The 14,086-nt window shown below is 39.8% G+C and carries 13 protein-coding genes and 1 riboswitch; of the genes, 6 read left to right on the top strand and 7 right to left on the bottom strand.

Annotated features, from left to right (window positions below; all coding sequences use genetic code 11):
- The first annotated feature begins 117 nt into the window (after positions 1-117).
- A complete protein-coding gene (locus tag F931_RS20930; RefSeq protein WP_016143080.1) occupies positions 118-993 on the top strand; it encodes a metal-dependent hydrolase in 876 nt (291 codons plus the stop codon).
- Positions 994-1,001: 8 nt separating this feature from the next.
- On the opposite strand, the gene F931_RS20925 is transcribed toward F931_RS20930, so the two are convergent.
- Genes F931_RS20925 through trpF form a run of 4 tightly spaced genes read right to left on the bottom strand, consistent with a single transcriptional unit; the run spans position 1,002 to position 4,430 of the window.
- Positions 1,002-1,997, bottom strand: coding sequence for a DUF2804 domain-containing protein (locus F931_RS20925; RefSeq protein ID WP_016143079.1), 996 nt, complete (start codon positions 1,995-1,997; stop codon positions 1,002-1,004).
- Positions 1,998-2,034: 37 nt separating this feature from the next.
- A complete protein-coding gene (locus F931_RS20920) occupies positions 2,035-2,547 on the bottom strand; it encodes a DUF1543 domain-containing protein (protein WP_016143078.1) in 513 nt (170 codons plus the stop codon).
- Between the two features lie 10 nt (positions 2,548-2,557).
- Positions 2,558-3,787 carry a tryptophan synthase subunit beta gene (gene trpB / locus F931_RS20915; RefSeq protein WP_002116129.1) on the bottom strand — a complete coding sequence of 410 codons (1,230 nt, stop codon included), beginning with the start codon at positions 3,785-3,787 and terminating at the stop codon, positions 2,558-2,560.
- Positions 3,762-4,430, bottom strand: coding sequence for a phosphoribosylanthranilate isomerase (gene trpF, locus F931_RS20910; protein WP_016143077.1), 669 nt, complete (start codon positions 4,428-4,430; stop codon positions 3,762-3,764). The genes trpB and trpF overlap by 26 nt, the downstream gene beginning before the upstream one ends.
- A 126-nt stretch (positions 4,431-4,556) precedes the next feature.
- A riboswitch (cobalamin riboswitch) is annotated at positions 4,557-4,765 on the top strand.
- A 35-nt stretch (positions 4,766-4,800) separates the two neighbouring features.
- Here trpF and F931_RS20905 point away from each other — a divergent pair.
- The 3 genes from F931_RS20905 to ugpQ all read left to right on the top strand — a co-directional run bounded on the left by F931_RS20905 (position 4,801) and on the right by ugpQ (position 8,122).
- Positions 4,801-6,663: a TonB-dependent receptor plug domain-containing protein gene (locus tag F931_RS20905; RefSeq protein ID WP_016143076.1), complete on the top strand. Its 1,863-nt coding sequence runs from the start codon at positions 4,801-4,803 to the stop codon at positions 6,661-6,663.
- A 93-nt stretch (positions 6,664-6,756) separates the two neighbouring features.
- Complete coding sequence (locus tag F931_RS20900) at positions 6,757-7,335, top strand: cob(I)yrinic acid a,c-diamide adenosyltransferase (protein WP_016143075.1); 579 nt, start codon at positions 6,757-6,759, stop codon at positions 7,333-7,335.
- Between the two features lie 73 nt (positions 7,336-7,408).
- On the top strand, positions 7,409-8,122 hold the full coding sequence (gene ugpQ, locus F931_RS20895) for a glycerophosphodiester phosphodiesterase (protein ID WP_016143074.1): 714 nt from the start codon (positions 7,409-7,411) through the stop codon (positions 8,120-8,122).
- A gap of 28 nt (positions 8,123-8,150) precedes the next feature.
- Here ugpQ and F931_RS20890 read toward each other — a convergent pair whose 3' ends face one another.
- Entirely contained in the window at positions 8,151-8,684 is a 534-nt protein-coding gene (locus F931_RS20890; protein WP_016143073.1) for an META domain-containing protein, read from the bottom strand.
- Positions 8,685-8,892: 208 nt separating this feature from the next.
- Here F931_RS20890 and F931_RS20885 point away from each other — a divergent pair, with 208 nt between their 5' ends.
- Together F931_RS20885 and F931_RS20880 are read left to right on the top strand one after the other, a co-directional pair.
- Positions 8,893-10,065: an acyl-CoA desaturase gene (locus F931_RS20885; protein WP_016143072.1), complete on the top strand. Its 1,173-nt coding sequence runs from the start codon at positions 8,893-8,895 to the stop codon at positions 10,063-10,065.
- Positions 10,066-10,164: 99 nt separating this feature from the next.
- Positions 10,165-11,607, top strand: a complete 1,443-nt coding sequence (locus F931_RS20880) for a protein adenylyltransferase SelO (RefSeq protein WP_016143071.1) — start codon at positions 10,165-10,167, stop codon at positions 11,605-11,607.
- A gap of 63 nt (positions 11,608-11,670) precedes the next feature.
- On the opposite strand, the gene baeR is transcribed toward F931_RS20880, so the two are convergent.
- Entirely contained in the window at positions 11,671-12,357 is a 687-nt protein-coding gene (baeR, locus tag F931_RS20875) for a response regulator (RefSeq protein WP_002116101.1), read from the bottom strand.
- 21 nt (positions 12,358-12,378) lie between these two features.
- Complete coding sequence (baeS, locus tag F931_RS20870; RefSeq protein WP_016143070.1) at positions 12,379-14,037, bottom strand: sensor histidine kinase efflux regulator BaeS; 1,659 nt, start codon at positions 14,035-14,037, stop codon at positions 12,379-12,381.
- Between the last annotated feature and the right edge of the window lie 49 nt (positions 14,038-14,086).

Genomic DNA, 14,086 nt, shown 5'->3' with positions numbered 1-14,086 from the left:
CATCCTTTTTTTAATGCCATCTTGTCGCAAACTGTATAAAAATTGGCAATAACTGTCAAAACAAAGCCGACCATTCGCGACATACTAATGAACATGTTAGATGCGAGAAATAAAAATATGAACGCACATGTTTCTTATCAAGTCGAACCCGTGGTTCGTAAAGATCTGGATTTTCATTTAAACGAAGCACCACGCTTTTGGTTTAATAATGATCCTTTTTTGACTCGTATGTTTGATGCACTCAGCTTAACCTTTCCAGATGGAGAGCGTTATTTTATCGAATGTGTTCGTATGTTCCGTGACAAAATTGATGATCCAGAACTACAAAAACGTGTTGCAGACTTTATTAAACAAGAGGCTCAACACGGTATTGCACATGACAAAATGAATCAGCTCATGAAAGAGCAAGGTATGCCTGTTGACCAATTCACAGCTACACTAAAAAGAATTTTTCGTTTTGAACTCACTAAACGCTCACCACAATATAATATTGCGATGACAGCGGCAGCGGAACATTTAACAGCGTTAATGGCAGAAACGTTTTATAGCAATAAAAAAACTTTGGAAAATGCTCACCCCTATGTTCGAGCACTGTTTGCTTGGCATGCCATTGAAGAGATGGAGCACCGTGATGTTGCTTTTGATGTCATGAAACAAGTAGGTGAAGTACCAGAGTCAACACGTCGCTTTGTGCTTGTTTTAACAACCGTACTCATGTTCGGTTTTACGCTTTACCGTACCAATATCATGTTGAAATGTGATGGCTTTAGTCCAAGAGAAAGACTCTTGATAAGCCTTAAAGGTTTACCTTGGTTCTTTGGTAAAAATGGCACATTAACCGCTATGAAAAGCCAATATTTAGATTGGTTTAAAAAAGATTTTCATCCAAGCCAGCATCCTGTAATTCGTCAATATCCAGTTTGGATCGAAACACTTGAAAAGACGAATGACCCGATTGCGGCTGGTGAGGCATTCTGGCAAGCAGGTTTATAACCTGCTTATTACCATTTTGCATAATGTTGTTCTAGTAAACCGTATTGTTCATTGCAATTGATTATATCGGTTGCCTCATGCTCAATCGTGCCACTAATTTTAGCTTGCCACTGATTGAACTGGCTGCCGATCATTCTTAAATTAATATTTTCGTATCTGCACCAACCAATATGCACTTGTAGATTAAGTTTTTGATCTAGAGAGCTAATTTGCCAAAGCTCATCATTTACTTTTTCAAATAAAACATCTGTTAGCGGAAATAAAACTCCGTTAATCCATAAGCAGTTTTCATTACCAAAGCTTTCATTAACCCCTGAAGCTAAATTTAAACCAATACGCCGCCCTTGTTCATCCCAAAAGTTACATGAGAGCCAGAACCAAGCCGTTTCAGGTCGCAGAAAACCACAAGTATCATCTAGCGATGCAAATGTCTTTTCATCAAATTGTACAACTTGGTTTTGTTTATTAATAAACATTCCCTCTACAGCAAGCGTGGTTTGCTTTTGGGTATAAGTCCAACCGTTAATGCCAGTTGGTGTACATAAACTTAATATGTCTGTTCCAGCACAAAAAATTCGAGCGCTAAGTTGAATCTCACCATATTTCGTGACTCGAATGTACCGCACACCATTGGCATGCTGGACATCAAACTGATAAGGAGATTTAGAAAAATAACTTTGATTAAACAACGGCTGTTCATCAAGATAGGTTTTATGCCCCAAAGGCTGAATGGCATTCCATTCAATGACCTGCCTCGTTTCATGATCATAAATATAGAAAAAACTGTGCCCAACCCAGCCAATATCTGCAATGGCCAGACCAATACTATAGTGTTTATGTTGAATGCCGCAGAATTTGAATTTTTTATATTTTAATTGCTTACGCCAGCCTTTTAAGACCTTACCATACGGCGTTTTATAAATATAATGTTGTACATGAATGGTTGACGGTACAGATTCAAAACGCCCATAACGAGGCTGCCCATTTTCTTGAATTAAATCCATTTACCCACTTCCATATGAATATTAGATTTCAAATGACCTATACCACGGTCAAATACGTATTTTCCCAAATTGCTGCAGTAAAATCGCCTTTTATTAAATGAATATAGCGCCCTGCTACACAATCTATCGCTAAGCAGTCATCAATATCAATAACTCGATCTGTATGTGCTTTTTGCCACTGCCGATCTATAAATTGTTTACCTAATTGTTTGGCAACGACCGCATTGGGTGCAACCACAAACTCATAACGATGAAGCTCACCGAATTCACGCGCATTATATCCACCCAAATTAATTAAATATAATTTTAAATCATCTGGTTGTGGTGCAGCATCTGTAAAATGAATTTGATAATTTTGCCCTTGAGAGCTAACTCCTGAGAGCTTGGCCCAAGCATCGATATGCAACCCTTGAGCCTCACCAAACCAAGCCTGTTTAAGTTGAGGATAAACTTCTTCCAAAGTATCCCCTACCGCCATAACAACATCATGAACTTCTATATTAGCGCGGGCATGGCGCCCGCCCAACATCACCATAAACAAGCTTGGCATTATAGTTCTCTTACATCTCGACCATTTCTACGCCATCAATGCGTGCAACTGTCATTAAATCTTTATCACCACGGCCTGAAACAGTCGCAATAATAATCTGATCTTTAGACATCGTTGGCGCAAGCTTAGAGACGTACGCCATCGCATGTGAGCTTTCAAGTGCAGGAATAATCCCTTCGATTTTGGTTAAATCACGGAAACCTTGCAGAGCTTCTGTATCATTAATCGGCACGTATTCTACGCGCTTCATATCTTTCAAGAAGCTATGTTCAGGGCCAACACCCGGATAATCAAGGCCCGCCGAGATACTATGTGTCTCAATGATCTGGCCTTGTTCATCACTCATTAAGTAAGTACGGTTACCGTGTAATACACCCACATGACCCGCATTTAACGGCGCCGAGTGTTTACCAGTTTCAATACCAAAACCAGCTGCTTCAACACCATACATTTTCACGTTGGCATCGTTTAAGAATGGATAGAACAAGCCCATTGCATTTGAACCACCACCCACGCATGCAACCAATGCATCTGGTAAGCGACCCGCTTGCTCCAAGATCTGTTTACGTGCTTCGCGGCCAATAATCGACTGGAAGTCACGAACGAGTTGTGGGTAAGGGTGCGGGCCTGCAACTGTACCAATGACATAGTAAGTCGTATCAACATTGGTTACCCAGTCACGCATCGCTTCGTTCATGGCATCTTTCAGCGTTTTAGAGCCACTTTGTACAGGAACAACTGTAGCACCCAACAAACGCATACGATAAACGTTCATGGCTTGACGCTTAACGTCTTCGGCACCCATATAAACAACACATTCAAGACCCAAACGTGCTGCAATTGTTGCAGTTGCTACACCATGCTGCCCTGCACCAGTCTCAGCAATAATACGTTTTTTACCCGAAAGCTTTGCCAATAACGCCTGACCAATCGTGTTATTTACCTTGTGTGAGCCTGTATGGTTTAAGTCTTCACGTTTAAGATAAATTTGCGCACCACCTAACTCTTTTGACCATCGCTCAGCATAATAAAGTGGACTAGGACGACCTACATAGTAGGCTAGATCGCGGTCGAATTCTGCCAGAAACTGTTCATCATTTTTCATGCGAGAATAGAGATTTTCTAAATCTTCTAATGCCGCCATGAGTGTTTCTGACACAAAACGTCCGCCATGGATACCGAAATGCCCTGCAGCATCTGGGTACTGTGTATAGTCAATCACATTGTTTTGCTGATCCACGTTGGACTCCTTGCATAAATCGTTCAATGAGTTGTTGGTCTTTTATACCTTTTGCGGACTCTACGCCTCCGCTCACATCTACTGCAAAAGCACCGGTAGTATGAATAGCGTCAATGACATTGTCAGGGGTTAAACCACCTGCCAAGATTAAAGGAATATCAAGTTTTGGAAATTTAGACCAGTCAAACTGATGTCCTGTGCCCCCTTTAAGCTCAGGATGCCACGCATCGAGCAATACAGCACTGGCACCAGCCATCTGATATTTTTGAATTTCAGCAATTACATCTAAATCAGGTTTAACCTGAATCGCTTTATACCAGCGACGTTTACAATGACGAGCTATTTCCTGACATTGTTCTGGAGTTTCATCGCCATGTAGTTGTAATACATCTAGGGGAACACAATCAAGTACATCCTGAATTTCAGTAGCACTTGCATTAACAAACAAACCAACCATTTGTACATAAGGTGGAATTACTTTTGCTAATTCTTCTGCCTGTTCAACTGTCACGTTTCTTGGACTCGGCGGGAAAAAAACAAAACCTATCGCATCTGCTCCAGCAGTAATAACTGCTTGAACATCTTCAATGCGAGTAATTCCACAGATTTTTGCTCGTGTACGTTTTTGGTTTGATTGGCTCATGAGCTGTTTAAACTACAACCATTTCTTAAAATAAGCGCCATTGTAATGCAATTTTTGCCCCTTGCGTAAAAGTTCTCTGGGAATTGGGCTAAATGACATTGTATGAAATAAATCGTCACTTTATACTGCGTAAAATTGGAAGCAAGTGTAAGCAATTAATGCTTTAGGGAAGCTGGTGAAAGTCCGGCACTGCCCCCGCAACGGTAACAATGTAAAGCATATTTTTTTAAGTCGAGAGCGACTTACACCACTGCAGTCATGTGGGAAGGTGAATATGTCCATAACATGAATATGGCGCTGAAGTCCGGAGACCTACTTGTTTCATCTATCTACCCGATCATTCACGTGGGGTGAATGTATGGAGCATGTTATGTCTAAGTCTTTTCAACCTACTCGTCTGGTAGGGGCTATCGCTATTGCGATGGGGTTTTCACCTGTTATTTTTGCTGAAGATACAACGAACGCAACTCAACTTGATCCAATTGTAGTCACTGCTTCAAAAAGTGCTGAAAAAGCGAGTGAGGTTCCGGCGCGGATTTCTATTATTGAACCTAAAATTGTAGAACAGTCACCTATTGCTGAATTACCACACTTATTAATGAGTGATGCAGCTATTAATATGGTTCAAAGTGGTGGCTTAGGACAAACATCTTCAATTTTTATTCGTGGTACTAATTCTGAGCATGCTTTAATTTTACGTGATGGCGCACGTCTGAACACTGCCTCAACTGGTGCAGCAAATCTTGCATTTATTGATACCACAGATATTAAACAAATTGAAATTCTGAAAGGACCAGCATCAGTTCTTTATGGTACTGACGCTATTGGTGGTGTTGTACAAATTATTTCCAAGACTCCAGAAAAAACTTCTGCATTTGTAACAGGCGAAATTGGCGAAAATAAAACTTATAAATCGATTGTAGGCGCAGATCTTGCCGAAAACGGATTTTATGCGCAAGTTCGCGGTCAACGTTTAGAGTCTGATGGTTCACGTATTACTGATCTAAAAGGTAATGACATTAAAAAAGCCTCTTATGATCAAAAAGGCTTTAGTACTAAAGTTGGAGTAGAAAAAGAAGATTTCGGAGCATCTGTTGACTACACACAAAATGAAGGAACAAGCCAATACGATACTTTTCGTTATGATGGTTCATTGACTTCTCAAGATTTCAAAAATGAATTACTTAATATTCGTGGACGTGTAAATCTCAATTCGGATATTTCTCTAAATGCAAGATTATCTCAATTTAAAGATGAACTTGATCAAAATGGTTCAAGTGATTTTGTACATAGTACGACAAAAGAGGCTGAGGTTTACGGCAAATGGCAATTCACCTCATCTCAAAATGTATTGGCAGGCGTAACTCATCAAAATATTGATGGCGATGTACTCTCTTATGGCTCACCTTACGATGAAGACGTTAATAGCACAGGCTATTTTGTACAGCACCAATATCAAAATAATGGTTTAAACACTCAAGTCGGTGTTCGTGTAGAAGATAATCAAAAATATGGTACACATACAGTTGCACAAGGTGCTATCCGTTATCAACTTTTACCACTGACAAGTATCTATGCCAACATTGGTTCAGCTTTCAAAGCACCTACCCTTAATGACATGTATGGTTCTGGGGGGAATCCAAACCTAAAACCAGAAGAAAGTATTTCTTATGAGGCCGGTATAGATCAGAAGCTAAACTACAACATTTCAACTGGACTTTCAGCGTATTACACTAAAATTGACAACTTAATTGAATCACGCTGTATAGCTGTATGTAATGGCGATTGGGTAAATACATTCCCTATTTATCAAAATATTAATATCGACAAAGCATCTATGCGGGGTGGCGAAGTTTATGCAAACTGGACCAAAGATGACTTATTTATTAAATCATCTTATAACTATGTTAAAGCCATCAATGACGAAACAGATCAAGAGTTATCACGACGCCCTCGTCAAAGCTTTACGTTAAGCACTGGCTTACAAAACGAACTTTATGGCTTAAGTGTTTCACTTTCTGCAAAATCTAAAGCGAAAGACTACAACCAAGATACGCCTGGCTATACAACAGTTGACTTTAATGGTTACTGGAATGCTACGCCAAACATTAAACTCTTCACTAATATCCAAAATATGGGTGATGTGAAATATAAAACTGCTTCCTACGACAAAGGTATCTATTATGTCAACGGCGGCCGCCTTGCATCAGCTGGTGTGACCTTAAGCTACTAAGCAAAACTTTATTATAAAAATATTTTCTTAACTCCAGTTTCGGGGTAATGTTCTGACCGACATTATCCCTTTTTTATGTTCAGGATATCCATCATGGGACACCGTTTAAGCAAAATCTATACACGTACAGGCGACTCAGGCACCACAGGTTTAGGCGATGGTTCTCGTGTTGCCAAGGATGACTTACGAGTTGCCGCACTTGGTGATGTTGATGAACTCAATGCCATTATTGGGGTACTGCGTGCTCAAATCACCGATAGCCAAGTAACGGATAAGGCCGCTTGGGATAAAAGCTTAAGTCTGATTCAACATTGGCTGTTCGACTTAGGAGGAGAGATTTGTATTCCAAACTACAACCTACTCCAGCCCGTTTGTATTGAATTTCTTGAAAAAGAAATTGACCGTATGAATGAAGATTTACCTATGTTGAAAGAGTTTATTCTGCCGTCTGGTACTTTATCGTGCAGTTACGCTCATCAAGCACGTGCTGTTTGTCGTCGTGCAGAACGATCTCTAATGTCGGTACAAACTCGTGATCAAAATATTCAGACAACTGCCCTTCAGTTAATTAACCGTTTATCTGACTGGTTATTTGTTGCATCACGAGCTTTACAGCGTGCCGAAGGTGGTCAAGAAGTGCTTTGGCAAAAAAATATTAATGAAATTATTTAAAAATAGATTAGATTAAACATGGTCTCTACTTTTTTAAAGAGACCATAGGCAAAAGATTTTATAGAAGAAAATTATGCGCATTATTGGTCATCGTGGTGCACGCCGAGAAGCTCCTGAAAATACATTAGGTGGGTTTCAGCACATAAAGAATTTAGGTATTCGCGGTGTCGAATTTGATATTCGTCAACTTCAAGACGAAGAGTTGGTTGTCATTCATGATGACAATTTTTTACGTACAGCTGGAGTCGATCAAATTGTAGAGCATTCGACTTTGGCTCAAGCGTTATCATTTGACCATCGTCAAAACTGGCCTGACTGGCCAAATTCAGAGCCAACACCTACACTTATAGGCGTTTTAAATTTACTTGATAACTTCGATCATATTGAAGTTGAAGTTAAAGCTGTAAGAGATATGGCATTGGCCGAAAAACTCGTTCAAAAGCTCGAGACGGAATTACAGGGCTTTGAGAAAGTCGTCACCATCACAAGTTTTGATCTTCAAATTTTAACTGCTTTACGCGATATAAACTCTCAATTTAAACGCGGATTGTTAGTCGAGCTTCCTGTTGGGGTAACTGCGATAGAACTCGCCCATCAATATGGTTGCTGTCATATTGGCTGGCACGATCAACTTGCCACCGATGAAATGATTAAACTGTCTCATCAAGCTGGTTTGAACATTAGTGTGTGGACAGTCAATGATGTAGAAAGAGCAACAAGGCTACGTGATTTAGAAGTTCAGGGCTTAATTACAGATATTCCTACCACGATGTTACAGATCCTATAAATATAAAAAAGGTGGTAAAAACCACCTTTTATTTCTTTTGTGCCTGAATGAGGCGTTGCCCGTTCTGATCAAGTAAATATAGCGTATTACCTACGAGCTGGAAGCGTTGAATACGTTGCAAAGCATCTACCAATTCTGCCTCTTGAGCCAAAGCACCATCACAACTTGAATGGCCTGCATTTACTTGCATATCAAGTTTTTGCTGGCTGAAATTAAATGTATAACGACCGAAAACTCCATTACAGCCAGTATGTCCAGACACTGTTTTGACCGCAGAATTTAAAGATAAAGTCGGCCACTGTGTAAAAAATTTTGCCTTATGACCGCTGATCTGAGTGATCTGCCAATCAATATCTTGAATGCCATCCGGACTCACTCTCTTTTTTACAATAGGAGCTTGAATCTGATGAACTGTTCTTTTTGCTTGAACGTTTTTTGTATTCTGTTCGGGTGCACTTTGACATGCGGCTAATACAAGACTGATTGTGACCAAGACACACTTCAAAGATAATTTTCTTGAAATATCAATGCGGTTCTTTTTTTTCAATCGTTGTACGTTCATTAAACAACTTCTCCTGCTTGAAAAACTCTTTGACATAGTTTAATTCTGTTACGGTTCTTTCAATACATCTGTACAATAATGCTAGTGATTCTCACTAAGCACGTGCTAATATGAAGGATAGAATAGCAATATATCTTGATGATTGGTTTTGCTATGTCGTTTTGTCTTTGTACCTTGTTTCACAAGGATTCTAGGAGCGCTGCCGGATATGACTTCCGCCCCACTCAAAGCCCCAATTAACTGGACCGCTAGCATTACCTTAATTGGTTTACCAATTCTTGCCGCAATCATAATCCCGATTTATGCGTATTATTATGATTTTAGTGTAAGCGCATGGGTAAGCCTATTTTTTCTTTTAGCTCTAAGTAGTATGGGGATTACTGCTGGTTACCATCGCCTTTGGGCTCACCGAGCTTATGAAGCGTCGTTACCGCTTAAAATTCTTTTAATGATCGGTGGTACATTTGCCGTGCAAAATAGTATTTTGTTCTGGGCATCTGGTCACCGTACTCACCATCGACATGTTGATGATGTTGATGAAGATCCATATTCAATTGAGCGTGGTTTTTGGTATGCTCATATGGGTTGGATGATCCGTGATCATTCACCATCTGAGCCAGATTTTAAAAATGCACCAGACCTACTCAACGATAAATTGGTCATGTTCCAACATAAATACTATGGTTTACTGGTAGTTGCAGTTCATGTTGGTATTTTAGGCTTAATCGGTTGGGCGACTGGCGACCTATGGGGTGTAGTACTCTTGGGTGGTTTAGTACGTTTAATCATTAGTCATCAAGTGACTTTCTTTATTAACTCACTTTGCCATATGTTTGGTAAACGTCCTTATACAGACGAAAACTCAGCACGTGACAATTTCTGGTTAGCCATTGCCACTTGGGGCGAGGGTTACCACAACTATCACCATATTTTCCAATACGACTATCGTAATGGTGTTAAATGGTGGCAGTATGACCCAACAAAATGGTTGATCTGGTCATGTTCTAAAATTGGTTTAGCTAAAAATTTACGTCGTATTCCAAGCTTTAATATTAAAAAAGCAGAATTGGCGATGAAATTTAAATATGCTGAACAAGACCTTGCTATTTATGGTCATGATGTAAATGCAGACATTACTCAAATGAAGCAACGTATTGCACAAGAGTACGAAGCATTTACACACACCTTAAATGATTGGGCAAAACTTAAAGAACAAGAGTTACAAGCTAAAAAAGCAGCAATGGCTGAAAAGATTCATAGAATGGATCATAAGCTTAAAGTTGATTTCCAATTGCTTGAACATCGTCTAAGTCATCACCGTGAATGCTTAGAAACACTTATGCGTAGTGTTAAAAAGAATACCAATGTGGTGTCAGACTAAATTAAATTCTGATCTAAAATAGCTCTTTCGGGAGCTATTTTTATGCCTGCTTTTTAACTGTGTTATAGTGAAATCCGCTCTCTTTATTTTGCTAAGCCTATGCAGTTTAATCCGCTCTACCCTTCACTTCCGTCTAAATTATTCCATGTTCAGCAGCCATCACCGTTACGTGGTGCAAAGGCAGGACATTTTAACAGTGCATTGGCTGATGAACTGCAATGGTCAGAAGACGATAAAAATGCATGGGTTGAGATCTGTAGTGGACAACGTACTTTCACTGAATTTCCTCCACTTGCGATGGTTTACGCTGGCCATCAATTCGGACAATGGGCAGGACAACTTGGTGATGGTCGTGGTTTACTGATTGCGCAAATACTCAATACAAACGGCCAAACCATCGACCTTCATCTCAAAGGTGCAGGCCCTACACCTTATTCAAGAATGGGAGATGGGCGAGCAGTATTACGTTCTGTGGTCCGTGAATATTTAGCAGGACATGCGCTAAATGCTTTAGGCGTCGCTTCTAGTCATGCAGTCGGTTTTACAACCTCGACTCAAGGTGTACAGCGTGAGAAAATAGAGTTAGGTGCAATGCTACTTAGAACATCTGAATGTCATATTCGTTTAGGACACTTCGAATGGATTAATCAATATGCACCTGAGTTGCTGTCAGAATTTACTCAAAAATGTATTGAATGGCATTATCCAGAATGCCTAGAAACTGAAAATCCAATTTTATCTTTTGCCAAAAAGGTAGTTGAACGTACTGCAATTATGATTGCGAAATGGCAATTGGTTGGATTTGCTCATGGTGTAATGAATACCGACAACTTAAATATTACAGGTTCAACACTCGATTTTGGTCCATATGGCTTTATGGAGCGTTTTCGCCCAAACTGGATCAACAATCACTCGGATTACCAAGGTCGTTATACTTACCAAAATCAACCAAGTATAGGCCATTGGAACTTATGGACGTGGTTAAATAACTTAATTCCTCTTGCTGAACCTGAACAAAAAGATCAGTTCAAAGAAGAATTAGCGCGTTGCCTAGAACAATTTGAACCGATCTTTTTAGAGCACTATGGGCAAGGTTTATGTCAAAAAATGGGACTTCCCCATTTCCATAAAGACAGTCTTGATTGTAGTTTTGCTTTTTTAAGAATCTTACAAACTGAACAACTCGATTACACGCAAAGTTTTATTCGTCTTCAAAACAAAGAATACAAAGCTTTACGAGATGATTGTCTTGATATTCGTCAATTTGATGCGTTTATTAGCCAATATGACAGCATCCGTGAGCATCAAGATATTGATGAACTTGATGCCAATATGCAAAAAGTAAATCCAGTTTATGTTTTACGGAACCACATGGCGCAGCGTGCTATTGAAGCAGCTGACCGAGATGATTTTAGTGAAGTTGACCGTTTATTTAAACTACTCAACCATCCTTACACAAGACAGCCAGATTTGGAAAAACCGGAAGATTTAGGCCCGTTACCAAGCGATATGCCTGATGTGGCAGTGAGTTGTTCGTCTTAATTTTTTATCCACATTTTCTGTGGATAACATTGTGGTTATCCACAGAATAACTTTCATGAAGACTTACTCTTCAGGATATTCGAAGCGGTAACCTACACCGTAAACAGCTTGAATCCATTCATGACGGTTACCAGTTTCAGCCGCCTCACTAATTTTTCGGCGCAAGTTTTTGATATGGCTGTCAATCACGCGATCGGCAACATCAAAGCTATCCGGATTGATATGATCCAATAATTGTGCACGTGAATACACTTGCCCTACATGTTCTAAAAATAGCTCAAGTAAGCGAAATTCGGTTGGCGTTAAGCTTAGCGATTTTTGTTGATACCAAATTCGTTGCTGAGCTTTATCAATTCGGAAAGAATCATTTTGTTCAGGCTCTGCCTTACGCTCTAAACGGCGTAGTACAGCTTGTACACGAGCAACTAACTCTTTTGGACTAAATGGCTTACATACATAATCATCAGCGCCCATGTTGAGACCTAGTACACGGTCAATTTCTTCGGTACGGGCAGTGACCATAATAATCGGTAAATCTGACTGCTCACGAACTTTACGGCAAATAGTCAAACCATCCATTCGTGGAACCATTAAGTCCAGAATCATCAAATTTGGTTTACGTTGCTGGAAACTCGCATAGGCATCCTGACCATCATGAAACATACTTACTTCAAAACCGGCAGCTTCAAGATAATCACGTACCAAATGCGCTAATTCGACTTCATCTTCAACCAACATCACATGTTTCATGAGATATTTTTCCTTTTATATTTAACTCTGCTTTTTGAAAGTAAGTACACAACGTAAACCACCTAACGGTGAATGTTCAAAACTAAGTGTACCACCAAGCGCTTGCGCAATTTTACAAGACAAAGCTAAGCCCAGCCCTGTTCCACCTGTACTACGCGTACGCGAATCATCTACACGATAGAAGCGCTCACCTAAACGGGATAATTGCTCATCACTTAAACCAAACGGGCTATCATCGACATATAAAGTCCACTCTTGAGGAGTCTGGCTTGTATGAATATGAATTTTGCCACCTGTTTCTGTGTAACGAATACTATTACTAATTAAATTAACAACAATCTGTTTAAACCGATCACGATCTAATAATAGCGGAGAACTTGTTCCTTCAACTTGAATTTCAAGCCCAGCCTGCTCAAGTTTTGGTTTAAAGTTTTCAACTTCCTGTAATACCACTTCCCATGGATTTACAGAGCTTAAATAACACTTAAGCTGCTGAGCATCTGCCTGTGCCAAATCCGCAAGGTCTTGGGTTAATTTTTTCAGACTTGATACCTGACGCATCATCGCATCTAAATGTTCCGGTGTTGCTTTTCGAATCCCGTCTTGCATGGCTTCAATTTGAGCCTGCAATACAGCCAGCGGCGTTTTTAATTCATGAGAAGTGTCTGCCACCCATTGACGTCGTGATTCTTCATGCTGATGTAAAATCTCTGCCAAATGGTTCAATTGAGTGGATAGGTCGCCCAACTCATCATTTCGCTTAATGACTACCTGATGCTGATAATTTCCTTTGGTTAATTCATTGGTTGCATTTAATAAACGCTGAATCGGTTTTTTAAAATAAGTTGCCATTAATAGTGCTGCAACTAAACTTGATAACAAAGTTAAAGCATAAATTAAGAGTAAATAACGCTTTTGATTACTAAAGAAGTTAATACTCAAAGCGTCTTCTTTATCCAAAACGGGTTTTAAACCCAAATATCCAACCACTTGGTTGTTTAAGATAATCGGGCGAAATGACATCTGATCTGAAGAAGGCGGTTCACCGACTACAAACTGGTGCTGCGCGTCATATAGAGATAAACGCGAACTCAATCCTAAGCGGTCTGGCAAAGCGATAAAACGCTTCTTACCATTTTGAGTTTCAATATCTTTTAAGCTTCCCTTCTTTGATTTATTTTTATCATCACTTGGACGAAACTGGTTTGCACTTAAAGGGAAACGCAATCCTTCAAAGGGTTGATATTGAGAAGGTAAATTTTGCTCAAGCGTTCTTAACTCTTCCTCACTAAAAATACTATTTTTATTAGTGGGTGCAACTTGAGGTGAGATATTGATAAGGGCATGTTCATCGAAAGAATGCTGTTGTATCGCAATGTCATATTGACGACGAAGCCACCACTGTGAGAGACGATCGTAGTCATCGGGAGCCGCGGTTCCTTCGATTTGTAAAATCTGTGCCTGAATCGCATTCCCCCAATCATGGTAAACCGTATAGACATCACCCAAATTGGTAATGAGACGGTCAAGCTTCTGCATTTCAACGTCAGCCACATATTTGGCAAAGTTCTTTTGCATTGTCCAGTGCAAAACGCTCAAGCTTGCAGTCGCAATAAGTAATGTGGTGAGCAAGACTGTCAAAAATAACCGTAATGCAATGGGAACACGTAGAACGTTCAAAAGCACTCTCTCATTTTTACGCTATATTTGGCATTGTAACCAACAACGA

It is taken from the genome of Acinetobacter pittii ANC 4050 (assembly GCF_000399685.1).
Taxonomy (GTDB): domain Bacteria; phylum Pseudomonadota; class Gammaproteobacteria; order Pseudomonadales; family Moraxellaceae; genus Acinetobacter; species Acinetobacter pittii_E.
The sequence above is the reverse complement of the archived record's forward strand: the minus strand, read 5'-3'. Positions and strand labels throughout refer to the sequence as shown.

Coding starts and splice junctions, on each gene's coding strand:
- F931_RS20930 (WP_016143080.1), top strand. CDS start 118: ATGAACGCACATGTTTCTTATCAAGTCGAACCCGTGGTTCGTAAAGAT.
- F931_RS20925 (WP_016143079.1), bottom strand. CDS start 1,997: ATGGATTTAATTCAAGAAAATGGGCAGCCTCGTTATGGGCGTTTTGAA.
- F931_RS20920 (WP_016143078.1), bottom strand. CDS start 2,547: ATGCCAAGCTTGTTTATGGTGATGTTGGGCGGGCGCCATGCCCGCGCT.
- trpF (WP_016143077.1), bottom strand. CDS start 4,430: ATGAGCCAATCAAACCAAAAACGTACACGAGCAAAAATCTGTGGAATT.
- F931_RS20905 (WP_016143076.1), top strand. CDS start 4,801: ATGTCTAAGTCTTTTCAACCTACTCGTCTGGTAGGGGCTATCGCTATT.
- F931_RS20900 (WP_016143075.1), top strand. CDS start 6,757: ATGGGACACCGTTTAAGCAAAATCTATACACGTACAGGCGACTCAGGC.
- ugpQ (WP_016143074.1), top strand. CDS start 7,409: ATGCGCATTATTGGTCATCGTGGTGCACGCCGAGAAGCTCCTGAAAAT.
- F931_RS20890 (WP_016143073.1), bottom strand. CDS start 8,684: ATGAACGTACAACGATTGAAAAAAAAGAACCGCATTGATATTTCAAGA.
- F931_RS20885 (WP_016143072.1), top strand. CDS start 8,893: ATGACTTCCGCCCCACTCAAAGCCCCAATTAACTGGACCGCTAGCATT.
- F931_RS20880 (WP_016143071.1), top strand. CDS start 10,165: ATGCAGTTTAATCCGCTCTACCCTTCACTTCCGTCTAAATTATTCCAT.
- baeR (WP_002116101.1), bottom strand. CDS start 12,357: ATGAAACATGTGATGTTGGTTGAAGATGAAGTCGAATTAGCGCATTTG.